Consider the following 25,289-nt stretch of genomic DNA (forward strand, 5'->3'; position numbering starts at 1 on the left):
CGTGCCCTGACGCAAAAGGGGCCTCTCGGCGAGAGTTCCCAGTGACAAGCATCACGTGGCGCGAGGGTTGGCCGCCCTCCTTTGTGTGATCTCCATGAAGCGTTCCCCCTCCGCTTTGTGGGCGGCTGACGGTGATCGGGCGTTCACTCCTCGACTACGGTCAACCTGTCCCTCCCGTCCTCACCCTCGCGGAGTACCGATGAGCACCGCCGCCGTCCCCGTCCGTTCCCTCCGTGCCGGAACGGTCCTGGCCGACCTGCTGCCGGTCAGCCGCGCCCGCGACATCGCGCTGGTCGTCGGCGGCGCCGCCCTCACCGGAATCGCCGCGCAGATCGCCGTACCGGTTCCCGGCTCCCCGGTCCCGGTCTCGGGCCAGACCTTCGCCGCCCTGCTCGTCGGCACCTCGCTGGGCGCCCGCCGCGGCTTCCTCGCCCTCGCCGTGTACGCGGTCGCCGGCATGGCGGGCGTGCCGTGGTTCGCCCAGGCCACCTCCGGCTACGGGATGCCGTCCTTCGGCTACGTCCTCGGCATGCTGCTCGCGGCCACCGTCGTCGGTTCCCTGGCCCGCCGCGGCGCCGACCGCTCCGTGCTCCGCACGGCGGGCACGATGGCGCTCGGCTCCCTGATCATCTACGCGGTGGGCGTGCCGTACCTCGCCCTCGCCACCGGCATGACGCTGCCGCAGGCCATCGCGGCCGGTGTGACCCCGTTCCTCATCGGCGACGCGCTCAAGGCGGCTCTCGCGATGGGCGTGCTCCCCACCGCGTGGAAGCTCCTCGGCCGCAAGGGCTGATGCCCGACCGGACATGGGAAGGCTCTCCGTCGCCGAGGTGATCGGCGTACGGAGAGCCTTCCGTGCGTTCCCGACCCTCTCCGTCGCATGCGGAGCCGGTCGGGCGCGGAGCCCGTCAGGTGCGGAGGGTCCGGATCAGTGCCCGATCTCCTCGCGCGTGGCCTTCGCGAACCGGTCCTTGACCAGCGCGATCACCAGCACCAGGGCGGCCACCAGGAGCGAGAGCACGACCTGCTCCCGCGCGCTGCCGCCGTCGTAGACCATGTAGCCGAGGACGAAGACGATCATCGCGATGGTCGCCCAGGTCAGGTACGGGAAGAGCCACATCCGTACGACGAGCTTCTCCGGCGTCTCGCGCAGGATGATCCCGCGCATCCGCAGCTGGGTCACGCAGATGACCAGCCAGACGAAGAGCGCGACCGCACCGGAGGAGTTGAGCAGGAAGGCGAAGACGTCGTCCGGCCGCCAGTAGTTGAAGAACACCGCGACGAAACCGAAGACCACCGAGGCGAGGATCGCCGCCGTCGGCACGCCCCGCGCGTTGGTGCGGGCGAACGCCTTCGGCGCGTCACCGCGCCGGCCGAGCGAGAAGGCCATGCGGGAGGCGGTGTAGAGGCCCGAGTTCAGGCAGGAGAGCACGGCCGTCAGCACGATCACGTTCATGATCTGGCCGGCGTGCGGCAGGCCGATCGTGTCGAGCGCGGCGACGTACGAGCCCTTGTCGACGATCGACTTGTCGTTCCACGGCAGCAGCGTCAGGACGACGAAGATCGAGCCCAGGTAGAAGACGGCGATCCGCCAGATCACGCTGTTGGTGGCCTTGGTGACCGCCTTCTGCGGGTTCTCGGACTCGCCGGCGGCGAGCGTGACGATCTCGCTGCCCATGAAGGAGAAGACGACCATCAGCACACCGGTGAGGATCGCGCCCGCGCCCATCGGGAAGAAGCCCCCGGTGTCGGTGAGGTGGGCGAAGCCCGCGCCCGGGTTGTCCGAGCCCGGCAGCACGCCGAAGACGGCGAGGAGGCCGACGACGACGAACGCGGCGATCGCGACGACCTTGATCCCGGCGAACCAGAACTCGAACTCGCCGTACGAGGAGACGGAGGCGAGGTTGGTGGCGGTCAGCACGACCATCACGATCAGCGCCCAGGCCCACTGCGGCACGGCCGGTATCCACGACTCCAGGATGACCGCGCCCGCCGTCGCCTCGACGGCCAGCACGACGACCCAGAAGAACCAGTACAGCCAGCCGATGGTGAATCCGGCCCAGCGGCCCAGCGCCTGGTCGGCGTAGGCCGAGAAGGAGCCCGACGACGGCCGGGCGGCCGCCATCTCGCCGAGCATCCGCATCACGAACACGACCATCGTGCCGACGAGCGCGTACGAGACAAGGATGGCGGGACCGGCCGCGGCGATGCCGGAGCCGGAGCCGACGAAGAGGCCGGCGCCGATGACGCCACCGATGGCGATCATCGAGAGGTGGCGGTTCTTGAGACCGGCCTTGAGTCCGTCGGAATGCTGCGAATCACCGGGGTTGCCGGTGGTGCCGCCTTCCTTCGCAAGGGTCGGCTGCGTAGTCATGAACGCTTCCTTAGGTCTGGGGGCGCTCGGGTCGCGAGCAACGAGCATTGAAACCCGTGAGCCCGGGTGATCGGAAGACCCAATTCCGGATCGTTGCGCGAGAGGGGAGGGTCCTGGCCGGCCCGGGTGGCGGTCCCGACCCCGCTGACCGCTACCCCGCCACGGCCGTGCCACACTCGGAACCATGCGCGTGTACCTCGGCTCCGACCATGCCGGCTTCGAACTCAAGAACCACCTCGTCGAGTGGCTGAAGGCCCATGGCCACGAGCCCGTCGACTGCGGTCCCCACATCTACGACGCGGTGGACGACTACCCGCCGTTCTGCCTGCGTGCCGCCGAGAAGACGGCCGCGGACCCGGACAGCCTGGGCATCGTCATCGGCGGCTCCGGCAACGGCGAGCAGATCGCCGCGAACAAGGTGAAGGGGGTGCGCGCGGCCCTCGCCTGGAGCGAGCAGACCGCCGCCCTCGGCCGCGAGCACAACAACGCCAACGTCGTCTCCATCGGCGGCCGGATGCACACCCGGGAAGAGGCGACCAAGTTCGTCGAGATCTTCCTGAACACGCCGTACTCCGGTGACGAGCGCCACACCCGCCGTATCGACATGCTCTCGGCGTACGAGACGACCGGCGAGCTGCCCCCGATCCCGGCCCACCACCCGCAGGAGCCCACCGCCTGATGCCCGAAGGGCACACGATCCACCGACTGGCCGCCGACTACCGCGAACGGTTCGGCGGCCGGTCCGTGCGCGTCTCCAGCCCCCAGGGCAAGTTCGCGGACTCCGCGGCCCTCCTGGACGGCACCGTCCTGGAGACCACCGAGGCCCACGGCAAGCACCTCTTCCTCGGCTTCGGCGGCCTGGGCGGGGAATGGGTCCACATCCACCTGGGCCTCTTCGGCAAGGTGAACTTCGGGGACGCCCCCGCGCCGCCGCCCACCGACACCGTCCGCCTGCGCCTGGCCCACGACGGCGCGTACGTCGACCTGCGTGGCCCCACCACCTGCGCCCTGATCACGGACGCCGAGAAGCGCGCGATACACGACCGCCTCGGCCCCGACCCGCTCAGGGACGGCGACCACACCGACGGAGCCGACAAGGCGTGGCGCCGGATCTCGACCTCGCGCACGACGATCGCGGCCCTGCTCATGGACCAGAAGGTCGTCGCGGGCGTCGGCAACGTCTACCGGGCCGAGGTCCTCTTCCGCCACGGCATCGACCCGTACCGCGCGGGCAGGGACCTGACGGCGGGGCAGTGGCGGGCGATCTGGACGGACCTCGTCCACCTGATGCGCGAGGGCGTCCGCCACAACCGCATCGACACCGTCCGCCCCGAGCACACCCCCGAGGCGATGGGCCGCCCGCCGCGGGTCGACGACCACGGCGGCGAGGTCTACGTCTACCGCCGGGCCCCCGGCCCCTGCCACATCTGCCACGGCGAGATCCGCACGGCCACCCTCGCCGCCCGCAACCTCTTCTGGTGCCCGGCCTGCCAGACGGCGTAGGGGCCCGCGACCGCGTCTCCTCGGACCGCCCGAGGCGCCCGGCCCGCGTCCGGCGGATCAGCGCCGGACGGGGTCCGGAAGGGGACTAGAAACCGTGCGGCAACCACGGCGCCACGGGCCACCCGAAGGCCACGGACGCCTCCGTCAGCGCCCCTTCCCGAAGTTCCCGCACCCGCCCCGCCGCGGCCAGCGACGTCAGGCTCACGCCCCCCAGGTACGCCGCCCCCAACTCCCGTACGGACAGAGCGACGTCCGCCGCCTCCTCCGTACGCGCGCACACCGCACCCTTGCCGTCCCCCGTGAGCCGCCAACGCCCCTCGTTCCACGGGCAGAACGCGTCCGCGACCTCGAACACCACGTCCACCGGCGCCTGATACGTCCGCGCCTCCAGCGCCGCGCCCAGCTCCACCAGACGCACATGCAGCGCGTCCCGCTGCGTCGGCGCACAGCGCCGGACATCGCTCACCAGATGCTGCCAGGCGCTGTCCACCGGCCGGCTGTTGATCTGGACCGACGACGTCAGGTCGATCGAGCACAGGAACCGCCACAGCGCCGCCTCCGCCACCGGGTCCAGCGCCTCCAGGTCCTTGAGCACGACCGTGCCGTCGGCCCCGGCGTGCGTCCACTCCGGCTTGACCGCGTACAGCGCGTACCCGACGACCTCCCCGTCCCGCTCCGCCAGCACGCACATCCGCGCCGACGCGTCGCCCCGCTCGCCCGGCGGGTCGAGCAGCGGCAGCCGCTCCCACCCCGGCTGCCGGGCGAGCATCCCCGGCCGGGCCGCGACCCGCCGCGCGTACACCGCCTCGCACGCATCCGCCGCCTTCGCCGGGTCGGCCAGCCGCAGCGCCACCGCGTCCGTGCCCTCCGGCACCGAGAGCCGCACCCGGGCCGTGTCGATCACCGCCCGCGTCGTGTACGTGGCGATGCCGTACCCGAACCGCCCGTAGATCTCCGGCTCCGAGGCCGTCAGAACGGCCAGGGACTCGCCGGCCGCCCGGACGTCGTCCAGCTGGCGCCGCATCATCGAGGTGAGGATCCCGCGCCGCCGGTGCGTCGGGGCCACGCCGACCATCGTGACGCCCGCCGCCGGCACCACCGCCCCACCCGGCACGGAGAGCCGGAAGCTGAACGCCCCGGCCGTGCCCACGCACTCCTCGCCGTCCCAGACCCCGATCGAGCGGTCGCACTCGGTCAACTCCTGCCAGAGGGCCCGCTCCTCCGGCGACTCCGGAACACCGCCGAACGCGAGCTCCAGCTTCCCGAACCAGTCGTCCCACTCGGCCGGGTCCAGCACCCGAAGTTCATAAGTCATATGCCATCGATATCAGCGCGCACGCGCCCGGGGCGACCCGATTTCACGCGCAATGTCTTCGGGGTCCCGCTGCGCGACGTCCGGGCGGGTGGATAGGGTCCAGCCCAATGAGAGGTCGCAGGGGAGTCGACGCGTATGCGGCCCGGATGCGCAAGAGCGCCCACCGGGTCCGCGTCGCGCTGCGCAAATCCGGCGTCGACTACTTCCGCGGCGACGGTTCCGACTGGGTGGCGCTGGCCGGTCTACTGCTCACCATTCCCGCGATCACGCTCGGCACGCTCACCAATCCGGTCTGGTGCGCGCCCGCCGCCCTCGTCCTGCCGATCGTGGCGGGCGGACTGCTGCTGCGCCCGGCGAGCCTGCTCGGCCTGTACGCGGCGGCCGCCGGCGCCCTGATCGTCGAGTCCTTCGTGCTCGGCCCGTACACCGAGGGCCCCGCCCGGGTCACCCCGGGAACGGTCCTGGTCGTCGCGGCCTGCGGCCTCTTCGGCCTGCTGATCGCGCAGTTCCGGGCCCGGGTCGGCGTGCCCTGGCGGCGCGGCGGGACCATGCTCTTCGACCTGCGCGAACGCATCCGGGTCCAGAGCGCCCTGCCCCGGCTCCCCCAGGGCTGGCACCGTGAGATGGCGCTCCGCCCGGCGGGCGGCCAGTCGTTCTCCGGCGACTTCGTCGTCGCCGCCCGCACCAACGGCGGCCGCACCCTCGAAGTGCTGCTCACCGACGTCTCGGGCAAGGGCATGGACGCGGGCTCCCGCGCCCTGCTGCTCTCCGGCGCCTTCGGCGGGCTCCTCGGCTCGCTGCCCCCGCACGCCTTCCTGCCGGCCGCCAACGGCTACCTGCTCCGTCAGGACTGGGACGAAGGCTTCGCCACCTCCATCCATCTCGTGCTCGACCTGGACTCCGGGGACTACGAACTCCTCTCCGCCGGCCATCTGCCCGCGCTCCAGCTGCACGCGGGCAGCGGCCGCTGGGAGGAGAAGACCGGCGAGGGCCCGCTCCTCGGCGTCTACGACGGCGCCGAGTTCCACCCGGTCAAGGGCTCGCTCCGGCCCGGCGACGTCCTGATGCTGTTCACCGACGGCCTGGTCGAGGCGGCGGACCGGGACATCGCCGAGGGCATCGACCGGCTGACCGGCGAGGCCGACCGCTACGTCGCCTCCGGCTTCGAGGGCGCCGCCTGGCACCTCATCGAGGCCTGCGCCAAGGACGTCAACGACGACCGGGCGCTCCTGCTGATCAGCCGCAAGACCTGAGGACCGCGCCCGCGCCCGCGCCTGCCCCGTACAGTCGGCGCATGCCGCACCTCACGCTCGCCCAGGTCGAATCCCTCGCCGTCGCGGCCCACGAGGGCCAGACCGACAAGGCGGGGCGCCCGTACGCCGAACATCTGCGGGCGGTCGCCGAGGGCGTGCGCGCCCGGGGCGGCAGCGAGGAGCAGATCGCGGCGGCCTGGCTGCACGACGCCGTCGAGGACGACGCGCTCTCCGCCGAGTGGCTGGAGCGCGCCGAACTCCCCCGCGCCGTCAAGGACATGGTCCTCGCGCTCACCAAGCGGCCGGGCGAGAGACCGGAGTCGTACACCCGGCGTGTTCTCGCCACCCCGGGCGCCCTCCTGGTCAAGGAGGCCGACCTCGCCCACAACGCCGACCCCACCCGCCTCGCCGCCCTCGACGCACCCACCCGGGCCCGGCTGACCGCCAAGTACGCCCATGTCCGCGCGCTCCTCGGGCTCCCCACCCCGTAACGATCAAGACGAAATCTCGCGGGTTGGCTCGATTCGTACGTCGACGATTCCTCACCCGGCGTTCCGGGGCGGGAAGTTGGTGGCACGATGGATGCAGCGGGGGTGTTCTGTGACGCGCGCTCCCGGGCGGCAAGGTGGGACCGACCGAGGGTGTGATCAGTTGTGGCCATTTCACTGTCTGTGGTGCTGCTGTTGGCGATCATCCTGGTGGTGCTGATCCGCGGCGGAAACCTGAAGGCCGGCCCGGCCGTCGTCGCGGTGCTCTTCGGCTTCTTCCTTGCCTCCACGGGCATGGCCGACGACATCCAGCGCTTCCTGGACTCGATAACGCAGACGGTCAGCTCGATCAGGTTCTGAGCGGACGCGAGAACGCCACCGGCCCGGCCCCTCGGAAGGGGCCGGGCCGGTGGCGTATGGAGCGGGCGACGGGAATCGAACCCGCGTAGCTAGTTTGGAAGACTAGGGCTCTACCATTGAGCTACGCCCGCACAGGTCGCGCCGCAGGTCACAAGGGCCGCGGCACGGACAGCATCGTAGCGGGTCCCGGGCGGTCCCCGCACGCCCCTTCCGGAGGGGGCGTCGCACTGTCTCCGTGCATGTACCCTACGTGTCGCACCGACGGGGTGTGGCGCAGCTTGGTAGCGCGTCCGCTTTGGGAGCGGAAGGCCGTGGGTTCAAATCCCGCCACCCCGACCAACATCACGCGATACAAGATCGAGCCGGGCGGACCGCCCCGCGGAAGATCGCGTTGTGGGCCTCATCCCGCTTGCGGTTACTATGCAAGCTGCGTGCCCGTGTGTCTCTCTGACCGGGCCGATCGGCCGGGACCGCCATCAAGCGGCATCGGCAGAGACCAAGAATCAGCCACCAAGGAGACCGAACCGTGAAGAGCGCCGTGGAGACCCTGAACCCGACTCGGGTTCGGCTCACTGTCGAGGTGCCCTTCGAGGAGCTCAAGGACAGCCTCGACGCGGCGTACAAGAAGATCAACCAGCAGGTCACGGTCAAGGGCTTCCGTAAGGGCAAGATCCCGGCTCGTGTGATCGACCAGCGGTTCGGCCGTGGTGCGGTGCTGGAGGAGGCCGTCAACGACGCGCTCCCGAAGTTCTACACCGAGGCCGTCAACGAGGCCGAGGTCAACCCGCTGGGTCAGCCCGAGGTCGACATCACCGAGCTGAAGGACGGCGAGCTGCTGGCCTTCACCGCCGAGGTCGACATCCGCCCGGCGATCGAGATCCCGGACTACTCCGGCATCGAGGTCACCGTCGACGCGGTCGAGGTCAGCGACGAGGACGTCGAGAAGTCCGTGCAGCAGCTGCGCGAGCGCTTCGCCTCCACCAACCCGGTCGAGCGCGCCGCCGCCGAGGGTGACGTCGTCACCATCGACCTCGAGGCCAAGGTCGACGGCGAGGTCCTGCCCGACGGTGTCGCCGAGGGCGTCTCGTACACCATCGGTTCCGGCGAGCTCCTCGACGGCATCGACGAGGCCGTCACCGGCCTGGAGGCCGGCGGCGAGACCACCTTCACCTCGCAGCTGAAGGGCGGCTCCGCCGAGGGCAAGGACGCCGAGGTCACCGTCAAGGTCACCGCCGTCTCCGCCCGTGAGCTCCCCGAGCTGGACGACGAGTTCGCGCAGATGGCGTCGGAGTTCGACACCCTCGACGAGCTCAAGGCCGACAGCCGCAAGCGCCTCGAGAACATGAAGCAGTTCGACCAGGCCACCCAGGCCCAGGAGCGCGTCCTCGACGAGCTGCTGAAGCTGGCGGAGGTCCCGATCCCCGAGAAGCTCCTCGAGGACGAGATCAACACCCGCAAGCACAACCTGGAGCACCACCAGCTCGGCCAGATGGGCCTCACCCTCGAGAAGTACCTGGAGATCCAGGGCAAGACCGAGGAGGAGTTCCTGGCGGAGACCAAGGAGCAGGCCGAGAAGGGCATCAAGACGCAGTTCATCCTCGATGAGCTCGTCAACAAGGAGAAGCTCAACGTCAGCCAGGAGGAGCTCACCGAGCACCTCATGCGCCGCGCCGCCTCCTCCGGCATGAGCCCCGACCAGTTCGCCCAGGCCGTCGTCGAGGGTGGCCAGGTGCCGATGCTCGTCGGCGAGGTCGCCCGCGGCAAGGCCCTCGCGGTCGTCGTCGAGGCCGCCAAGGTCGTCGACACCAACGGCGAGACCGTCGACCTCGAGGACGAGGACGAGACCGAGGCCGCCGCGGTCGAGGCCGCCGAGGAGAAGAACGAGGCCTGAGCCTCGCGCTGAACCGGTCCACGGGCCCGGACGCACTGCGGTGCGCCCGGGCCCGTGACCGTCTGCGGAACGAATGCGCGGTGCGGCCAACTACCTTGCGCTCCCAGCGAACAGTTCGGGAAGCGGGATGGTCTTGTCCGACCTGCGCGTTAGGGTCCATGAATACGAGGGCAGGGTCCTACCCCGTCCTCGGTACGAGAGACGCTGAGACGGCCGGAGCCGTCAGAGACGAGCAGGTGGATACGTGACGAATCTGATGCCTTACGCCGCGGGTGAGCCGTCCATCGGTGGTGGCCTCGGCGACCATGTCTACAACCGGCTGCTCGGCGAGCGCATCATCTTCCTCGGCCAGCAGGTCGACGACGAGATCGCCAACAAGATCACCGCGCAGATGCTCCTCCTGGCCGCCGACCCGGACAAGGACATCTACCTGTACATCAACAGCCCCGGTGGCTCGGTGACGGCCGGCATGGCCATCTACGACACCATGCAGTACATCCCCAACGACGTCGTGACCATCGGTATGGGCATGGCGGCCTCGATGGGCCAGTTCCTGCTCACCGGCGGCGCCAACGGCAAGCGCTTCGCGCTGCCGAACACCGACATCCTGATGCACCAGGGCTCCGCCGGTATCGGCGGTACGGCCTCGGACATCAAGATCCAGGCCGAGTACCTCCTCCGTACGAAGAGGCGCATGGCCGAGATCACCGCACTGCACTCCGGCCAGACCGTCGAGGCGATCATCCGCGACGGCGACCGCGACCGCTGGTTCACCGCGGAGGAGGCCAAGGAGTACGGCCTCATCGACGAGATCATCTCTGCCGCTTCGGGCGTTCCGGGCGGCGGCGGCACGGGCGCCTGAGCGCCCGCCGCCCCTACCGCACCGATCCCAGCCCGCTGAACGCCACCAGGATGGTGAACAACCCCATGAACGCGATGCCCCCGACCTTCTCCGCGAGCGGCCTCTACACCGGCCCCCAGGTGGACAACCGGTACGTCGTCCCGCGCTTCGTCGAGCGCACCTCGCAGGGCGTGCGCGAGTACGACCCGTACGCGAAGCTCTTCGAAGAGCGCGTGATCTTCCTCGGCGTGCAGATCGACGACGCGTCGGCCAACGACGTCATGGCGCAGCTGCTGTGCCTGGAGTCGATGGACCCCGACCGCGACATCTCGATCTACATCAACAGCCCCGGTGGCTCCTTCACCGCGCTGACGGCCATCTACGACACGATGCAGTTCGTGAAGCCGGACATCCAGACGGTGTGCATGGGCCAGGCGGCCTCCGCCGCGGCCGTGCTGCTCGCCGCCGGCACGCCCGGCAAGCGGATGGCCCTGCCGAACGCCCGCGTGCTGATCCACCAGCCGTCCGGCGGCACCGGCCGCGAGCAGCTCTCCGACCTGGAGATCGCGGCCAACGAGATCCTGCGCATGCGCACGCAGCTGGAGGAGATGCTGGCCAAGCACTCCTCGACGCCGATCGAGAAGATCCGCGACGACATCGAGCGTGACAAGATCCTGACCGCCGAGGACGCGCTGGCGTACGGCCTGGTCGACCAGATCGTCTCGACCCGCAAGAGCACGGCCGCCGCGGCAGCCTGACGCTCGGCCTTCCCCTGGCACGGACCGTGTGGCCGAATCCCGACCATGTGAACCGTGCCAAGGGGGGCCCGAACGGGGGGCCCGGCAAGGTACCGTCGAATATGAGGCACCAGGAGTCGCTGAACCAAGCGCTCCCAGGCGAAGGGGAAGCACCTCGTGGCACGCATCGGTGATGGCGGCGACCTGCTCAAGTGCTCGTTCTGCGGAAAGAGCCAGAAGCAGGTGAAGAAGCTCATCGCAGGACCCGGTGTGTACATCTGCGATGAGTGCATCGACCTCTGCAACGAGATCATCGAGGAAGAACTCGCGGAGACGAGCGAGGTGCGGTGGGAGGAACTCCCCAAGCCCCGCGAGATCTACGAGTTCCTCGAGGGGTACGTCGTCGGGCAGGAGCCCGCGAAGAAGGCCCTCTCGGTCGCGGTGTACAACCACTACAAGCGCGTCCAGGCCGGTGAGAACGGCGGCGGCGCGGGCCGTGACGACGCCATCGAGCTGGCGAAGTCCAACATCCTGCTGCTCGGCCCCACCGGTTCCGGCAAGACGCTGCTCGCGCAGACCCTGGCCCGGATGCTCAACGTCCCGTTCGCCATCGCCGACGCGACGGCGCTGACGGAGGCCGGCTATGTCGGCGAGGACGTCGAGAACATCCTGCTCAAGCTGATCCAGGCCGCCGACTACGACGTCAAGAAGGCCGAGACCGGGATCATCTACATCGACGAGATCGACAAGGTCGCCCGTAAGAGCGAAAACCCGTCGATCACGCGGGACGTCTCCGGTGAGGGCGTGCAGCAGGCCCTGCTGAAGATCCTGGAGGGCACCACCGCCTCCGTACCGCCGCAGGGCGGCCGGAAGCACCCGCACCAGGAGTTCATCCAGATCGACACGACGAACGTGCTCTTCATCGTAGGCGGCGCCTTCGCCGGCCTCGAGAAGATCATCGAGTCGCGGGCGGGCGCCAAGGGCATCGGCTTCGGGGCGACCATCCGCTCCAAGCGGGAGATCGAGGCGAGCGACCAGTTCCAGGAGGTCATGCCCGAGGACCTGGTGAAGTTCGGGATGATCCCGGAGTTCATCGGCCGCCTCCCGGTCATCACCTCGGTCCACAACCTCGACCGCGAGGCCCTGCTCAAGATCCTCGTCGAGCCGCGCAACGCGCTGGTGAAGCAGTACCAGCGCCTCTTCGAACTCGACGGCGTCGAGCTGGACTTCGACCGCCCGTCCCTGGAGGCCATCGCCGACCAGGCGATCCTGCGCGGCACGGGCGCGCGTGGCCTGCGGGCCATCATGGAAGAGGTCCTGATGTCGGTGATGTACGAGGTCCCGTCCCGCAAGGACGTGGCCCGTGTGGTCATCACGGCGGACGTGGTGCACAACAACGTGAACCCGACGCTGGTGCCGCGGATCGTGAAGAACGACGGCCGGCACGAGAAGTCGGCGTAGGTTTCGACAACGCCCAGGGGCGCCCGGCCGGTTGACGACAACCGTGCCGGGCGCCCCTGTTGCGCCGCGCGTTACTTGGTGCGTGCCGTGTTGTAGAGCTTGGCGTTCGCCTCGGCCACCTCGGAACGGGGCACGCTCTGGCCGGTCATCATGCCGGCCATGTCGATGATGTTGCTCGCGCCCACGGTGGAGTGGTCGGCCCACACGCAGGTGGGGAGCTCCATGGACTTGGGACCGGTCGCCGCGCCGGTGCTGTTCTCGTTGGTCATCCGGACGTTCTGGCACTTCATCAGCGCGCCCTTGAAGCCGGCCGGCTCCACGGTCTCCGCCGTGCCGATCAGTTCGTACTTCAGCCCCGACTTCTTGGCGTCGGGATTGTTGCCGATACCGGCGAAGTAGTTGTCGATCACCTGCGCCGGGTCGTCGATCTCGCCCCACAGACCGCTGAACGACAGCTGCTTGCCCGTGAGCGCCTGGGCGCCGTTGGTCTTGTACTGCGCGATGGCCTGGGAGGCGTTCTTCACCCCCATGGCCTCGGCGCGGGCCTTCTCCTCCCCGCTGAGAGGCCCGTCCGGGCGGGAGCCGGTCTGCTTCGGAATCTTCTTGTACGTGTCCACGGTCTCGGGCGCCGCGATCCTGTACCCCTTGGTGTCGTCGCCCACCGCGCTGTTGCCGGCCCCGGCGCCGCCTCCCGCCGTGAAGTACCACGCGCCGCCGCCGACCAGCGCGAGCGCCACGATCGCGCCGACGACGACGAGGCCCGTCTTCTTCTTCGGGGCGGCCGGCGGGTGCGGCGGGTAGCCGCCGGGGCCTTGCGGGGCGCCGTACGGGGGCTGCTGGCCGTAGGGGGGCTGCTGGGGAGGCTGTCCGTACGGGGCGGGCTGCTGGGGCTGCTGCTGCGGGTAGCCGTACGGCGGCTGCTGCGGCGGGACGCCCTGCGGGGCCTGCTGGGGGTAGCCGTAGCCCGGCTGGGCGCCGTACGGTCCCGGCTGCTGCGGCGGCTGGCCGCCGTACGGGCCGGGCTGGCCGTAGGGACCCGGCTGCTGCGGCGGCTGGCCGCCGTACGGGCCCGGCTGGTTGTAGCTCATGGACAGGTTCCCCTCGCAGGATGTTTACGCGTAGCGAACATCCTGACGGAACGGCCGCCCGCCCGGGGCGGCGGGGCCCACACCGTTACCGAACAATCGAGTTTCAGGAGCACCCCGCCGCACCCCTAAACTGACCCCGTGACCGAGAACACTCAGCAGCAGCCAGCAGCCAACCCGGAACTGCCGACCCAGTACGCGCCGGCCGAAGTAGAGGGGAAGCTGTACGAGCGCTGGGTGGAGCGCGGTTACTTCGAGGCGGACGAGAAGAGCGAGAAGCCTCCGTACACCATCGTCATCCCCCCGCCGAACGTCACCGGTTCACTCCACCTGGGCCACGCCTTCGAGCACACGCTGATCGACGCCCTCACCCGCCGCAAGCGCATGCAGGGGTACGAGACGCTGTGGCAGCCGGGCATGGACCACGCCGGTATCGCCACCCAGAACGTCGTCGAGCGCGAGCTCGCCAAGGAGGGCAAGTCCCGCCACGACCTGGGCCGTGAGGCGTTCGTCGAGCGTGTCTGGAAGTGGAAGGCCGAGTCCGGGGGCCAGATCTCCGGCCAGATGAAGCGCCTCGGTGACGGCGTCGCCTGGTCCCGTGAGCGCTTCACCATGGACGAGGGCCTCTCGCAGGCGGTCAAGACCCTCTTCAAGAAGCTCTACGACGACGAGCTGATCTACCGCGCCGAGCGCATCATCAACTGGTGCCCGCGCTGTCTGACGGCCATCTCGGACATCGAGGTGGAGTACCAGGACGACGACGGCGAGCTCGTCTCCATCCGGTACGGCTCCGGGGACACGGAGATCGTCGTCGCGACGACCCGCGCCGAGACGATGCTCGGTGACACGGCCGTCGCCGTCCACCCGGACGACGAGCGGTACAAGCACCTGGTCGGGACCGAGATCGAGCTGCCGCTGACCGGCCGCCGGATCCCGGTCGTCGCCGACGAGCACGTCGACCCCGAGTTCGGCACCGGCGCCGTCAAGGTCACCCCGGCGCACGACCCGAACGACTTCGAGATCGGTCAGCGCCACAACCTGCCGAACCTCGCGATCATGGACGAGCGCGCGGTCATCACCGCCCACGGCCCCTTCCAGGGCCTGGACCGCCTCGAAGCGCGTTCCGCCATCGTCGCCGCGCTGCGCGCCGACGGCCGGATCGTCGCCGAGAAGCGCCCGTACGTCCACTCCGTCGGCCACTGCTCGCGCTGCAAGACCACCATCGAGCCGCGCCTGTCGATGCAGTGGTGGGTCAAGGTCGGTCCGCTCGCCCAGGCCGCCGGTGACGCGGTCCGCGACGGCCGGGTCAAGATCCACCCGCAGGAGATGGAGAAGCGGTACTTCGACTGGGTCGACAACCTCCACGACTGGTGCATCTCGCGCCAGCTGTGGTGGGGCCACCGCATCCCGGTCTGGTACGGCCCGAACGGCGAGATCGTCTGCGTCGGACCGGACGACGAGGCCCCCACGGGAGAGGGCTGGCACCAGGACACGGACGTCCTGGACACCTGGTTCTCCTCCGGCCTGTGGCCGTTCTCCACGCTCGGCTGGCCGGAGCAGACCGACAGCCTCGCGAAGTTCTATCCGAACTCCGTCCTGGTCACCGGCTACGACATCCTCTTCTTCTGGGTCGCCCGGATGATGATGTTCGGCCTGTACGCGATGGACGGCACCCCGCCGTTCCACACGATCGCGCTGCACGGCATGGTCCGCGACCAGTTCGGCAAGAAGATGTCGAAGTCCTTCGGCAACGCGGTCAACCCGCTGGACTGGATGGACGAGTACGGCTCCGACGCCGTCCGCTTCACCCTGGCCAACGGCGCCAACCCGGGCGTCGACGTCCCGATCGGCGAGGACTGGGTCAAGGCGTCCCGTAACTTCGCCAACAAGATCTGGAACGCGACCCGCTTCGCGCTGATGAACGGCGCGACGGTCGAGGGCCCGCTGCCGGACCTGTCGCAGATGTCCGCCACGGACCGGTGGATCCTCTCCCGTCTCAACAAGACGGTCGCCGAGGTCGACGCGTACTACGACGACTACCAGTTCGCGAAGCTCGCCGACGCCCTGTACCACTTCGCGTGGGACGAGGTCTTCGACTGGTACGTCGAGCTGTCGAAGACCACGTTCTTCGCGGGCGGCGAGCAGGCCGAGGTCTCCGGCCGGGTCCTCGGCGAGGTCCTGGACGTCATGCTGCGCCTGCTGCACCCGATCGTCCCGTTCGTCACCGAGACGCTCTGGACCACGCTCACCGGCAAGGAGTCCGTCGTCATCGCGGACTGGCCGGTCGACTCGGGCTTCCGCGACGAGGCCGCCGAGAAGGAGATCGAGCTGGTCCAGAAGGTCGTCACCGAGGTCCGCCGGTTCCGCTCGGACCAGGGTCTCCAGCCCGGCCAGAAGGTTCCGGCCCGCCTGGACCTGACCGGCACCGCGCTCGCCCCGCACGAGGCGGCCATCCGCCAGCTGCTGCGCCTCCAGCCGGAGGGCGAGGGCTTCTCGCCCACCGCCTCCCTGCCGGTCGCCGGCGCCACGGTCGCGCTCGACCTGTCCGGCACGATCGACGTGGCGGCGGAGCGCAAGCGGCTGGCCAAGGACCTCGCCGCCGCCGAGAAGGAGAAGGCGCAGGCCGACGGGAAGCTCGGCAACGAGGCGTTCCTGGCGAAGGCGCCGGACAACGTCGTCGAGAAGATCCGGACGCGGCTCGCCAAGGCGGACGAGGACATCGCCCGCATCCAGGCGCAGCTGGAGCGGCTGCCGCAGGCCTGAGCGCCGGCGAGGGGCCCGGAACCGGTCGGGATGCCGGTCGGTTCCGGGCCCCTCTGCCATCAGGTCCACCCGCTGGATCAGGGGCGCCCGCCGGCTCGCGTACCGCGTGGGCGAAAGTGCCGAAAGGGGTGGTCCCGGGTCCTGTCGGTCCCCCTCCGTAGACTGGGCCCGTGAGTGAGCCCCGCGACGAGTTCGACCAGTTCGACGACATCGTCGACGCCGAGACCGACCGTGACCCCGACCTGGCGGTGATCGAGGCCGGCAGCCGCACGCTGCGCGCGCAGGCCGGTCCGCCCCAGGGTGACCCCGTGCCCGCCCGTCCCTCCGATCCGGAGGTCGACAAGGCGCTGCGCGAGGTCGAGACCGAGCTCGCCACCCGCTGGGGCGAGACCAAGCTGGAGCCGTCGGTCCGGCGGATCGCCGCCCTGATGGACGTGCTCGGCGAGCCGCAGCGCGCCTACCCCTCGATCCACATCACGGGCACGAACGGCAAGACGTCCACGGCCCGGATGATCGAGTCCCTGCTCACCGCCTTCGACCTGCGCACCGGGCGGTACACCTCGCCGCACGTGCAGACGATCACCGAGCGGATCAGCCTGGACGGCGCCCCGATCTCCGCTGAGCGGTTCATCGAGACGTACCAGGACATCAAGCCGTACGTGGAGCTGGTGGACGCCCGCGAGGAGTTCCGGCTCTCCTTCTTCGAGGTCATGACGGGGATGGCGTACGCCGCCTTCGCCGACGCCCCCGTGGACGTGGCCGTCGTCGAGGTCGGCATGGGCGGCACCTGGGACGCCACCAACGTCATCGACGCCTCGGTCGCCGTCGTCACCCCCATCGACCTCGACCACACCGACCGCCTCGGCGAGACGCCCGGCGCGATCGCGGGCGAGAAGTCCGGGATCATCAAGCAGGGTGCGACGGTCGTCCTGGCGCAGCAGCCGGTGGACGCGGCGCAGGTCATGCTGAAGAAGGCCGTCGAGGTGGACGCCACGGTGGCCCGTGAGGGCATGGAGTTCGGTGTCGTGGAGCGGGAGGTCGCCGTCGGCGGCCAGCTGCTGACCCTGCGCGGGCTCGGCGGCGCCTACGACGACGTCTTCCTGCCGCTCCACGGCGCGCACCAGGCGCACAACGCGGCCGTCGCCCTGGCGGCGGTCGAGGCGTTCTTCGGCATCGGCGCCGACCACGCCCGCACGCTGGACGTCGACACGGTCCGCCGGGCCTTCGCCTCGGCGTCCTCGCCCGGCCGGCTGGAGGTCGTGCGCAACTCCCCGACGGTCCTCCTGGACGCCGCCCACAACCCGGCGGGCGCCCGGGCCACGGCGGACGGCGTCAGTGAGTCCTTCGGTTTCTCGCGGCTCATCGGTGTGGTCTCCACCAGTTCGGACAAGGACGTCAGGGGGCTCCTGGAGGCTTTCGAGCCGATCTTCGCCGAGGTCGTCGTCACGGCGAACTCCAGCCCGCGGGCCACGGACGTGGACGCGCTGGCCGCGATCGCGGTCGAGGTCTTCGGTGACGACCGGGTGGTCGTCGAGCCGCGCCTGGACGACGCCATCGAGGCGGCGATCACGCTCGCCGAGGAAGAGGGCGAGTACGCGGGCGCGGGTGTGCTGGTGACCGGTTCGATCTTCACGGTCGGGGACGCCCGGCTGCTGCTCGGAAGGCGCTGAATCCCATGCGTACGCTCTGTGCCTCGACGCTGATCGGCGAGTTCTTCGTGATCGGGTTCGCCGGGCTCGTCGCGATGAAGGACGACAGTCTCCCCCTGGCCACGGTCTGGACGGTCTGCGGTGTCGCGATGCTGCTGTCGGTGCTGCTGTGCGGGCTGATCACCCGCCCGGGCGGTCTCCAGCTCGGCTGGGCGCTGCAGATCGCCCTGATCGCGAGCGGCTTCGTGGTGCCGGTGATGTTCTTCCTCGGCGCGACCTTCGCGGTGCTGTGGTGGGCCTCCCTCCACTACGGCCGGAAGATCGACGAGGCCAAGGCGCGCTGGGCCGCACAGGCGCGGGCGGCCGAAGCGGAGGCCGGTCAGCCCGGCTGACCGCACCCGGGGCCGTGGGCGATCCGGGCTCGGCGCCCGGGTATCCGTACGGCCTGACGCTGAGTAATCGACGGCCGTGGGGGCCCTGTAGCCTCTGAGGTCCGCACACCGCATTCGTAAGGAGTCTCCACCGTGAGCCAGCGCACGCTCGTCCTGCTCAAGCCCGACGCCGTCCGCCGTGGGCTGATCGGCGAGATCATCGGCCGTATCGAGCGGAAGGCCGGCTGGACCATCACCGCCCTCGAGCTGCGCGAGCTGAGCGAGGACACGCTGGAGCAGCACTACGGCGAGCACAAGGGCAAGCCCTTCTACGAGCCGCTGATGGGCTTCATGCAGTCGGGCCCCGTCGTCGCCATGGTGGTCGAGGGCGAGCGGGTCATCGAGGGTCTGCGGACCCTGGCCGGCCCGACCGACCCGATCGCCGCGGCCCCCGGCTCCATCCGGGGGGACTTCGGGACCATCGTCCGGGAGAACCTGATCCACGCCTCGGACTCCGAGGAGTCCGCCATTCGGGAGATGAAGATTTTCTTCCCCGGGGCGTGACCCGAGGCTGACCGCGTGTCAGCCATCCACCGCAACGACCTGGGGCGACCGAAGGAATTTCGGTCGCCCCCGGGCATATGAACGACGCAACCGGGAACGCATCGCTGCGTCCTACCGTCACCTATACAGAGGTGGACCACCGCGCGGTATCCGTGCGGGCGGCACTACGATGGCAAAATCCAGTGCCGCACCACCCGCACCCACCACCTCGCCGACCTGAGAAGCCGTCAAGCTCCAATTGGGAAGGCCCGACGCATCCTCATGGGAAACAAGGGGAACTCTATGTCGTTCATCGGCCGTGACATGGCTGTCGACCTCGGGACCGCCAACACGCTGGTGTACGTCAGGGGTCGAGGGATCGTTCTGAACGAGCCGTCCGTCGTCGCGATCAACACCAACACCGGCGGGATCCTCGCGGTCGGTGCCGAGGCGAAGAAGATGATCGGCCGGACACCCGGCAACATCGTCGCCGTCCGGCCGCTGAAGGACGGCGTGATCGCCGACTTCGAGATCACCGAGCGGATGCTCCGCTACTTCATCCTCAAGATCCACAAGCGCCGCTATCTGGCCCGTCCCCGGGTCGTCGTGTGCGTTCCCTCCGGTATCACCGGAGTCGAGCGCCGCGCCGTCATCGAGGCATCGACCCAGGCCGGCGCCCGACAGGTGCACATCATCGAGGAGCCCATGGCCGCCGCCATCGGCGCCGGCCTCCCCGTGCACGAGGCGACCGGCAACATGGTCGTCGACATCGGCGGCGGCACGACCGAGGTCGCCGTGATCTCGCTCGGAGGAATCGTCACGGCACAGTCCATCCGGGTGGCCGGTGACGAGCTCGACAACGCGATCATCCAGCACATCAAGAAGGAGTACTCGCTCCTCCTCGGTGAGCGCACCGCCGAGCAGATCAAGATCACCATCGGTTCGGCGTACGACCTCGACAAGGACGAGCACACCGAGATCCGCGGCCGCGACCTCGTCTCCGGTCTGCCCAAGACCGTGGTCATCTCCGCCGCGGAGGTCCGCAAGGCGATCGAGGAGCCCGTCAACGCGATCGTCGACGCCGTGAAGACCACGCTCGACAAGTGCCCGCCGGAACTCTCCGGTGACGTGATGGACCGCGGCATCGTTCTCACGGGTGGCGGTGCGTTGCTGCGCGGCCTGGACGAGCGGCTGCGCCGCGAGACCGGGATGCCGATCCACATCGCCGAGGACCCGCTGGACTCGGTGGCCCTCGGCTCGGGCAAGTGCGTGGAGGAGTTCGAGGCGCTCCAGCAGGTCCTGGACGCCCAGCCCCGCCGGTAAGGGACCAAGGGACATCCGCTGTACGGGTGGCGAAAGCACCCGTACGGCGGATCGTCGACATCACGGCTCACACCGCTCGGAACAACCGGACCAAGAGGAAAGGCACGGCCGCCGCACGTGAGGGACACACGAGAGAGCCGGCTGCTCCTGGTGCTGCTGATCGCCATCGCGTTCGCACTGATCACGGTGGACATCCGCGGTGGCGAGGAGTCACCGGTCGACGGCGCCCGGCATGCCGCGGCCGCGGTCTTCGGACCGGTCGAGAACGGCGTCGCGGCCGCCGTCGACCCGATCGGCAACGCCATAGGAGCGGTACGCGACTCCGGCGAGCGGCACACCCGGATCGCCGCCCTGGAACGCGAGAACGCCGCCCTCAAGGCCAAGCTCGGCAGCGACGACCGCAACCGCAGCCGCCTCCGCGAACTCGACACCATGCTGAAGACGGCCGGTGCCGGGCAGTACGGCATCAAGGCCGCCGAGGTCATCGCCATAGGATCGGCCCAGGGCTTCTCCTGGACCGTCACCATCGACGCCGGCGCCGACGACGGCATCAGGCGCGACATGACCGTGCTCAACGGCTCCGGCCTCGTCGGCCGCGTCACCACGGTCGGCCCCTCCACCTCGACCGTGCTGCTCGCCAACGACCCCGACTTCACCGTCGGTACGCGCATGGAGAAGACGGACGAACTCGGCTTCGCCACCGGCCAGGGCGACCGCCCGCTGCTCGTGCAGCTCCTCAACGGCAAGGCCAAGGTCAAGCCGGGGGACCGGCTCGTCACCTTCGGCTCGCAGGCCAACCGGCCCTTCGTCCCCGGCGTCCCGGTCGGCGAGGTCGTGCGCGTGGACCCGGCGGGCGGCGGCCTCACACGCAACGTCTACGTCCGCCCGTACGTCGGCTTCACCAAGCTGGACATCGTGGGCATCGTCGTCCAGGCGCCGCGCACCGACCCGCGCGACATGGTCCTGCCGCCCAAGCCCAAGCCCGCGCCGACCGTCACCGTCACGGTCACCCCGCCCGCCCCCCAGGGCGAACAGGCGGGACAGCAGCCCGGGCAGCAGACGCAGGACGGACAGCAGCCGGGACAGCAGCCGGACGGCCAGCAGCCGGAACAGCAGGCGAGCCGGCCGCCGGTGCAGCCGGAGCCGCAGGACGACGGACAGAACCAGCTGCAGGGGGACTGAGACCATGAAGTTCAACCGGATCCTGCTCTCCACGGCGCTCGTCGTGGTCGCCCTCGTCATCCAGGTCTCCGTCCTCGCCCGCCTCCAGCTCCCCGGCGCCGTACCGGACCTCGTCCTGCTGACCGTCGTCGCTCTCGCACTCGTGTACGGGCCCGTCAGCGGCTGCCTCGTCGGCTTCGGGGCCGGCCTGATCGCCGACCTCGCACCGCCCGCCGACCACGCCGCCGGCCGCTACGCCCTGGTGCTCTGCCTCATCGGCTACCTCGCCGGACTCGCCCGCCCCGAGAACGGCCGGCTCAAGTCCGCCAGCGGCCCGATGGCCGTCGTCGTCGCCGCCGCGATCGGCACCACCCTGTTGTACGCGGGGGTCGGCGCCCTGGTCGGAGACACCGCCGCCCGCCATGTCGGCCTCGGTTCCCTGCTCTTCACCGCGGTCGTCTACGACCTGCTCCTCGCGCCCTTCACCGTGCCGCTGATCATGGCGCTGGCCCGGCGTGTGGACAACGACCCGCTCGCCGACACCACCGGAGGCACCGACGTCTCCTCCGGCTGGCTCGCCTCCGGCACCGGCCTGCGGATCGGATCCCAGCGCGGCGGACTGCTCGTCAAGGCGGCCCGTACCAGAGCCTCACGCGCCGGACGTATCAAGGGAGTCAAGCGACTGTGACCGAGGGGGCACCGGCAGTATGAGCAACATCCCGGAGACCGGGCGGACTCCCAGGGTCCAGATCCGGCTCGTCATCATCCAGGTCCTCGTCTTCTCCCTCCTCCTCACCCTCGGTGGACGCCTCTGGTACCTCCAGGTCCGCAACGGCAAGGAGTACACCGACGAGGCGAGGAGCAACCACGTCCAGCGGGTCGTCCAGCCCGCCGTCCGCGGCTCCATCCTCGACGCCCGCGGTGTCCCGCTCGCCGACAACGAGACCCGCCTCGTCGTCTCCGCGTCCCGCACCGCCCTGATGAAGATGAAGGACGACGGCAAGGGCGTCCTCACCCGCCTCGCCGGCGTCCTGGGCATGAAGCCCAAGGACGTCATGGACAAGGTCCGGCTCTGCGACTCCGAGACCCCGCAGCCCTGCTGGAACGGCTCGCCCTACCAGCCGATCCCGGTCACCGACGAGGCCACCCCGCAGCAGGCCCTCCAGATCCGCGAGCGCGCCGAGGACTTCCCCGGCATCACCGCCGAACCCACCGCCGTACGCCGCTACCCGGCCCCCGCCAAGGCCCGCACCGCGCAGGTGCTCGGCTACCTCTCGCCCGTCACCGACGAGGAGATCGAGAAGGCCAAGGACACCGACTCGCCGCATCTGCGCTCCGACCAGGTCGGCCGCTCCGGCCTGGAACGTACGTACGACAAGCAGTTGCGCGGCAAGGCGGGCGTCACCTCGTACGAGGTCGACAAGCTCGGCCGGGTCATGGGCCAGACGCAGTCCGACCCGGGTGTGCCCGGCTCCCACGTCGTCACCAGCATCGACGCCCGGGTCCAGTCGGTCGCCGAGTACGAGCTCCACGCGGCGATGAAGGCCGTCCGGCAGGAGACCGACAAGATCACCGGCCGCCCCTACGAGGCCGACGCGGGCGCCGTCGTCGTCCTGGAGTCCAAGACCGGCCGGGTCGTCGCGATGGCCTCCCAGCCCGACTACGACCCCAACGCCTGGATCGGCGGCATCTCCGCCAAGGACTACGCCCGGCTCACCGACAAGAACTCCAACTACCCGCTGCTCAACCGGGCCATCCAGGGCCAGGCACCGGCCGGCTCCGTCTTCAAGGTGGTGTCCGCCAGCGCCGCCGTGCGCGCCGGCTACCCCTTCAACGACCGCTACAACTGCAGCAGCTCGTACAGCATGGGCAACCGCAGCTTCGCGAACTTCGAGTCCAAGGGCCACGGCCCCATCACCCTCGGGGACGCCCTCAAGTTCTCCTGCAACACCGTCTTCTACCGCCTCGGCCACCAGGAGTGGCAGCGTGACGGCGGAATAAAGCCGAAGAAGGACGCCCACGACTGGTTCTACCGGACCGCCCGCGACTACGGATTCGGCTCCGAGACCGGCATCGACCTGCCGAACGAGGTCACCGGCCGCATCCCGGACCGCCAGTGGAAGCAGAGCTTCTGGGAGGCCAACAAGGACTCCTGGTGCAAGCAGGGCAAGAAGGGCGGCACGTACGTCGAGCAGATCGCCTACGAGAGCTGCCTCGAAGGCAACCAGCTGAAGGCGTTCGACAGCATCAACTTCGCCATCGGGCAGGGTGACGTCCTCATCACCCCCATCCAGCTGGCCACCGCCTACGCCGCCATCAGCAACGGCGGCACCCTCTACAACCCCACCATCGGCAAGGCCGTCATCAGCCCCGACGGCAAGAGGATCATCGAGATCAAGCCCCAGGCCCACGGCCGGCTGCCGGTCGACGCCCAGACCATCAGCGACCTCGACAAGGGCCTGCGCTCCGTCGTCGAGCCCGGCGGCACCGCCGCCTGGCGGTTCGGCGGCTGGCCGCAGGACAAGATCCCGATGCGGGCCAAGACCGGCACCGCCCAGGTCTACGGCAAGCAGACCACCTCGTGGTTCGCGACCTACACCGACGACTACACCATCGTCATGACGATCTCCCAGGGTGGCACCGGCTCCGGCGCCTCCGGCCCCGCCGTGCGCAACATCTACGACGCCCTCTACGGCCTCGACGACGAGGGCAACCAGGACCTCAAGCGCGCCCTGCTGCCCAAGCCGCAGCAGACGCTGCCGAAGATCCAGCCCGACGGTTCCATCGACGCGCCGGAGGTCAAGCCGTACGACCCCAAGTCGCAGCTGGTCGACCCCGACAAGAAGAGGGAAGGCGGGCAGGAGCCACTCGCGGGGCCGCCTCCCGTCTGGAGGGACTGACCCGATGACCGCACCCCACGGCTTCTCCGTCTCCCGGTATGCCCCCGAGCGCGGGCCGCTCGCGAAACTCACCGCCCGCGACTCGGTGCTGCGCCGGCTCGACTGGCCGATCCTGCTCTCCAGCCTCGCCCTGTCCCTGCTCGGCGCGCTGCTCGTCTGGTCCGCCACCCGGGGCCGTACCGAGCTCAACCAGGGCGACCCGCAGTACTTCCTGTGGCGGCACCTGCTCAACACCGGCATCGGCCTCGTCCTCATGCTCGGCACGGTCTGGCTCGGCCACCGCGCCCTGCGCGGCGCGGTGCCGGTGCTCTACGGCATCTCCCTCCTGCTGATCCTCGCCGTCCTCACCCCGCTCGGCGCGACCATCAACGGCGCCCACGCGTGGATCGTCATCGGTGGCGGCTTCTCCCTCCAGCCCAGCGAGTTCGTCAAGGTCACGATCATCCTGATCATGGCGGTGCTGCTGGCGGCCAAGGTCGACGCCGGCGACCAGATCCACCCCGACCACGGCACCGTCGCCAAGGCGCTCGTCCTGGCCGCGCTCCCGATGGGCATCGTCATGCTGATGCCCGACCTCGGCTCGGTGATGGTCATGGTGGTCATCGTGCTCGGCGTGCTCCTCGCCTCCGGCGCCTCCAACCGGTGGGTCTTCGGCCTCATCGCCGCCGGAGTCACCGGCGCCCTCCTCGTCGCCGCGCTCGGCGTCCTCGACGAGTACCAGATCAACCGCTTCGCCGCCTTCGCCAACCCCGAGCTGGACCCGGCGGGCGTCGGCTACAACACCAACCAGGCCCGCATCGCGATCGGCTCCGGCGGCCTCTACGGCGCGGGACTCTTCAACGGGCACCAGACCAGCGGCCAGTTCGTGCCCGAACAGCAGACCGACTTCATCTTCACCGTCGCGGGCGAGGAGCTCGGCTTCCTCGGCGCCGGACTGATCCTCGCGCTGCTCGGCGTCATCCTCTGGCGGGCCTGCCGGATCGCCCGCGAGACCACGGAGCTGTACGGCACGATCGTCGCCGCCGGCATCATCGCCTGGTTCGCCTTCCAGTCCTTCGAGAACATCGGCATGACCCTTGGCATCATGCCGGTCGCGGGGCTCCCGCTGCCGTTCGTCTCCTACGGCGGCTCGTCGATGTTCGCGGTGTGGGTGGCGATCGGACTGCTCCAGTCGATCAGGGTCCAGCGGCCGATGACGGCATGACGGCATGACGGCATGACGAGGGACATGGCGACATAACGGCATGGACCGCCGCCCCGCGGGCAATTAG

The 25,289-nt window shown here is 69.8% G+C and carries 22 protein-coding genes and 2 tRNA genes; 20 read left to right on the top strand and 4 right to left on the bottom strand.

Annotated features, from left to right (window positions below):
- Positions 1–199: 199 nt before the first annotated feature.
- Positions 200–793 carry a biotin transporter BioY gene (locus ACWDX6_RS00085; protein ID WP_451482668.1) on the top strand — a complete coding sequence of 198 codons (594 nt, stop codon included), beginning with the start codon at positions 200–202 and terminating at the stop codon, positions 791–793.
- A 135-nt stretch (positions 794–928) separates the two neighbouring features.
- Here ACWDX6_RS00085 and ACWDX6_RS00090 read toward each other — a convergent pair whose 3' ends face one another.
- Positions 929–2,374 carry an amino acid permease gene (locus ACWDX6_RS00090; protein ID WP_451482669.1) on the bottom strand — a complete coding sequence of 482 codons (1,446 nt, stop codon included), beginning with the start codon at positions 2,372–2,374 and terminating at the stop codon, positions 929–931.
- Positions 2,375–2,558: 184 nt separating this feature from the next.
- Here ACWDX6_RS00090 and ACWDX6_RS00095 point away from each other — a divergent pair, with 184 nt between their 5' ends.
- Both ACWDX6_RS00095 and ACWDX6_RS00100 read left to right on the top strand, forming a co-directional pair.
- Positions 2,559–3,053 (top strand): ribose-5-phosphate isomerase, encoded by a 495-nt coding sequence (locus tag ACWDX6_RS00095; protein ID WP_356890532.1) that lies wholly within the window; start codon positions 2,559–2,561, stop codon positions 3,051–3,053.
- Positions 3,053–3,877, top strand: coding sequence for an Fpg/Nei family DNA glycosylase (locus ACWDX6_RS00100; protein ID WP_451482670.1), 825 nt, complete (start codon positions 3,053–3,055; stop codon positions 3,875–3,877). Before ACWDX6_RS00095 ends, ACWDX6_RS00100 begins: the two co-directional genes overlap by 1 nt.
- Positions 3,878–3,962: 85 nt before the next feature.
- On the opposite strand, the gene ACWDX6_RS00105 is transcribed toward ACWDX6_RS00100, so the two are convergent.
- Positions 3,963–5,192, bottom strand: coding sequence for a GNAT family N-acetyltransferase (locus ACWDX6_RS00105; protein ID WP_451482671.1), 1,230 nt, complete (start codon positions 5,190–5,192; stop codon positions 3,963–3,965).
- Positions 5,193–5,299: 107 nt separating this feature from the next.
- Here ACWDX6_RS00105 and ACWDX6_RS00110 point away from each other — a divergent pair, with 107 nt between their 5' ends.
- The 3 genes from ACWDX6_RS00110 to ACWDX6_RS00120 all read left to right on the top strand — a co-directional run bounded on the left by ACWDX6_RS00110 (position 5,300) and on the right by ACWDX6_RS00120 (position 7,293).
- Positions 5,300–6,445: a PP2C family protein-serine/threonine phosphatase gene (locus ACWDX6_RS00110; RefSeq protein ID WP_451482672.1), complete on the top strand. Its 1,146-nt coding sequence runs from the start codon at positions 5,300–5,302 to the stop codon at positions 6,443–6,445.
- Between the two features lie 41 nt (positions 6,446–6,486).
- Positions 6,487–6,936, top strand: a complete 450-nt coding sequence (locus tag ACWDX6_RS00115; protein WP_451482673.1) for an HD domain-containing protein — start codon at positions 6,487–6,489, stop codon at positions 6,934–6,936.
- A gap of 162 nt (positions 6,937–7,098) precedes the next feature.
- Positions 7,099–7,293: a hypothetical protein gene (locus ACWDX6_RS00120; protein ID WP_403288754.1), complete on the top strand. Its 195-nt coding sequence runs from the start codon at positions 7,099–7,101 to the stop codon at positions 7,291–7,293.
- A 57-nt stretch (positions 7,294–7,350) separates the two neighbouring features.
- Here ACWDX6_RS00120 and ACWDX6_RS00125 read toward each other — a convergent pair.
- Positions 7,351–7,424 (bottom strand) — tRNA-Gly (locus tag ACWDX6_RS00125).
- 131 nt (positions 7,425–7,555) lie between these two features.
- On the opposite strand from ACWDX6_RS00125, the gene ACWDX6_RS00130 reads away from it, so the two are divergent.
- The 5 genes from ACWDX6_RS00130 (at position 7,556) to clpX (ending at position 12,223) form a co-directional block, all read left to right on the top strand.
- A tRNA-Pro gene (locus ACWDX6_RS00130) sits at positions 7,556–7,632 on the top strand.
- Between the two features lie 187 nt (positions 7,633–7,819).
- Positions 7,820–9,184 carry a trigger factor gene (gene tig / locus ACWDX6_RS00135; RefSeq protein ID WP_451482674.1) on the top strand — a complete coding sequence of 455 codons (1,365 nt, stop codon included), beginning with the start codon at positions 7,820–7,822 and terminating at the stop codon, positions 9,182–9,184.
- 256 nt (positions 9,185–9,440) lie between these two features.
- Complete coding sequence (locus tag ACWDX6_RS00140; RefSeq protein WP_391936361.1) at positions 9,441–10,046, top strand: ATP-dependent Clp protease proteolytic subunit; 606 nt, start codon at positions 9,441–9,443, stop codon at positions 10,044–10,046.
- Between the two features lie 50 nt (positions 10,047–10,096).
- A complete protein-coding gene (locus ACWDX6_RS00145) occupies positions 10,097–10,783 on the top strand; it encodes an ATP-dependent Clp protease proteolytic subunit (RefSeq protein WP_373309179.1) in 687 nt (228 codons plus the stop codon).
- A 156-nt stretch (positions 10,784–10,939) separates the two neighbouring features.
- A complete protein-coding gene (clpX, locus tag ACWDX6_RS00150) occupies positions 10,940–12,223 on the top strand; it encodes an ATP-dependent Clp protease ATP-binding subunit ClpX (RefSeq protein ID WP_384504978.1) in 1,284 nt (427 codons plus the stop codon).
- Positions 12,224–12,294: 71 nt separating this feature from the next.
- Here the strand turns inward: clpX and ACWDX6_RS00155 are convergent, their stop codons facing one another.
- On the bottom strand, positions 12,295–13,311 hold the full coding sequence (locus ACWDX6_RS00155; protein ID WP_451482675.1) for a hypothetical protein: 1,017 nt from the start codon (positions 13,309–13,311) through the stop codon (positions 12,295–12,297).
- A gap of 138 nt (positions 13,312–13,449) precedes the next feature.
- Here ACWDX6_RS00155 and ACWDX6_RS00160 point away from each other — a divergent pair, with 138 nt between their 5' ends.
- From ACWDX6_RS00160 to rodA, 9 genes are all read left to right on the top strand, one after another.
- Positions 13,450–16,071 (top strand): valine--tRNA ligase, encoded by a 2,622-nt coding sequence (locus tag ACWDX6_RS00160; RefSeq protein ID WP_451482676.1) that lies wholly within the window; start codon positions 13,450–13,452, stop codon positions 16,069–16,071.
- Between the two features lie 170 nt (positions 16,072–16,241).
- Entirely contained in the window at positions 16,242–17,741 is a 1,500-nt protein-coding gene (gene folC / locus ACWDX6_RS00165; protein ID WP_451482677.1) for a bifunctional tetrahydrofolate synthase/dihydrofolate synthase, read from the top strand.
- Between the two features lie 5 nt (positions 17,742–17,746).
- Positions 17,747–18,112, top strand: a complete 366-nt coding sequence (locus ACWDX6_RS00170) for a DUF4233 domain-containing protein (RefSeq protein ID WP_451482678.1) — start codon at positions 17,747–17,749, stop codon at positions 18,110–18,112.
- Positions 18,113–18,244: 132 nt separating this feature from the next.
- The gene (ndk, locus tag ACWDX6_RS00175) at positions 18,245–18,655 is read left to right on the top strand and encodes a nucleoside-diphosphate kinase (protein ID WP_403288763.1); all 411 of its coding nucleotides are present in this window, start codon (positions 18,245–18,247) and stop codon (positions 18,653–18,655) included.
- 282 nt (positions 18,656–18,937) lie between these two features.
- Positions 18,938–19,957, top strand: coding sequence for a rod shape-determining protein (locus tag ACWDX6_RS00180; RefSeq protein WP_093876113.1), 1,020 nt, complete (start codon positions 18,938–18,940; stop codon positions 19,955–19,957).
- A gap of 117 nt (positions 19,958–20,074) precedes the next feature.
- Positions 20,075–21,139, top strand: coding sequence for a rod shape-determining protein MreC (gene mreC, locus ACWDX6_RS00185; RefSeq protein ID WP_451482679.1), 1,065 nt, complete (start codon positions 20,075–20,077; stop codon positions 21,137–21,139).
- 4 nt (positions 21,140–21,143) lie between these two features.
- Entirely contained in the window at positions 21,144–21,806 is a 663-nt protein-coding gene (mreD, locus tag ACWDX6_RS00190; protein WP_451482680.1) for a rod shape-determining protein MreD, read from the top strand.
- A gap of 19 nt (positions 21,807–21,825) precedes the next feature.
- Complete coding sequence (gene mrdA / locus ACWDX6_RS00195) at positions 21,826–24,018, top strand: penicillin-binding protein 2 (protein ID WP_451482681.1); 2,193 nt, start codon at positions 21,826–21,828, stop codon at positions 24,016–24,018.
- A 4-nt stretch (positions 24,019–24,022) separates the two neighbouring features.
- Positions 24,023–25,222: a rod shape-determining protein RodA gene (gene rodA, locus ACWDX6_RS00200; RefSeq protein WP_451482682.1), complete on the top strand. Its 1,200-nt coding sequence runs from the start codon at positions 24,023–24,025 to the stop codon at positions 25,220–25,222.
- The last annotated feature ends 67 nt before the right edge of the window (positions 25,223–25,289 follow it).

The organism is Streptomyces sp. NPDC003027, assembly GCF_053591435.1.

Coding starts and splice junctions, on each gene's coding strand:
- ACWDX6_RS00170 (WP_451482678.1), top strand. CDS start 17,747: ATGCGTACGCTCTGTGCCTCGACGCTGATCGGCGAGTTCTTCGTGATC.
- ACWDX6_RS00155 (WP_451482675.1), bottom strand. CDS start 13,311: ATGAGCTACAACCAGCCGGGCCCGTACGGCGGCCAGCCGCCGCAGCAG.
- ACWDX6_RS00145 (WP_373309179.1), top strand. CDS start 10,097: ATGGTGAACAACCCCATGAACGCGATGCCCCCGACCTTCTCCGCGAGC.
- ACWDX6_RS00085 (WP_451482668.1), top strand. CDS start 200: ATGAGCACCGCCGCCGTCCCCGTCCGTTCCCTCCGTGCCGGAACGGTC.
- ACWDX6_RS00110 (WP_451482672.1), top strand. CDS start 5,300: ATGAGAGGTCGCAGGGGAGTCGACGCGTATGCGGCCCGGATGCGCAAG.
- mreD (WP_451482680.1), top strand. CDS start 21,144: ATGAAGTTCAACCGGATCCTGCTCTCCACGGCGCTCGTCGTGGTCGCC.
- mrdA (WP_451482681.1), top strand. CDS start 21,826: ATGAGCAACATCCCGGAGACCGGGCGGACTCCCAGGGTCCAGATCCGG.
- ACWDX6_RS00090 (WP_451482669.1), bottom strand. CDS start 2,374: ATGACTACGCAGCCGACCCTTGCGAAGGAAGGCGGCACCACCGGCAAC.
- ACWDX6_RS00100 (WP_451482670.1), top strand. CDS start 3,053: ATGCCCGAAGGGCACACGATCCACCGACTGGCCGCCGACTACCGCGAA.
- ACWDX6_RS00115 (WP_451482673.1), top strand. CDS start 6,487: ATGCCGCACCTCACGCTCGCCCAGGTCGAATCCCTCGCCGTCGCGGCC.
- ACWDX6_RS00140 (WP_391936361.1), top strand. CDS start 9,441: ATGCCTTACGCCGCGGGTGAGCCGTCCATCGGTGGTGGCCTCGGCGAC.
- ACWDX6_RS00180 (WP_093876113.1), top strand. CDS start 18,938: ATGTCGTTCATCGGCCGTGACATGGCTGTCGACCTCGGGACCGCCAAC.
- ACWDX6_RS00105 (WP_451482671.1), bottom strand. CDS start 5,192: ATGACTTATGAACTTCGGGTGCTGGACCCGGCCGAGTGGGACGACTGG.
- ACWDX6_RS00095 (WP_356890532.1), top strand. CDS start 2,559: ATGCGCGTGTACCTCGGCTCCGACCATGCCGGCTTCGAACTCAAGAAC.
- rodA (WP_451482682.1), top strand. CDS start 24,023: ATGACCGCACCCCACGGCTTCTCCGTCTCCCGGTATGCCCCCGAGCGC.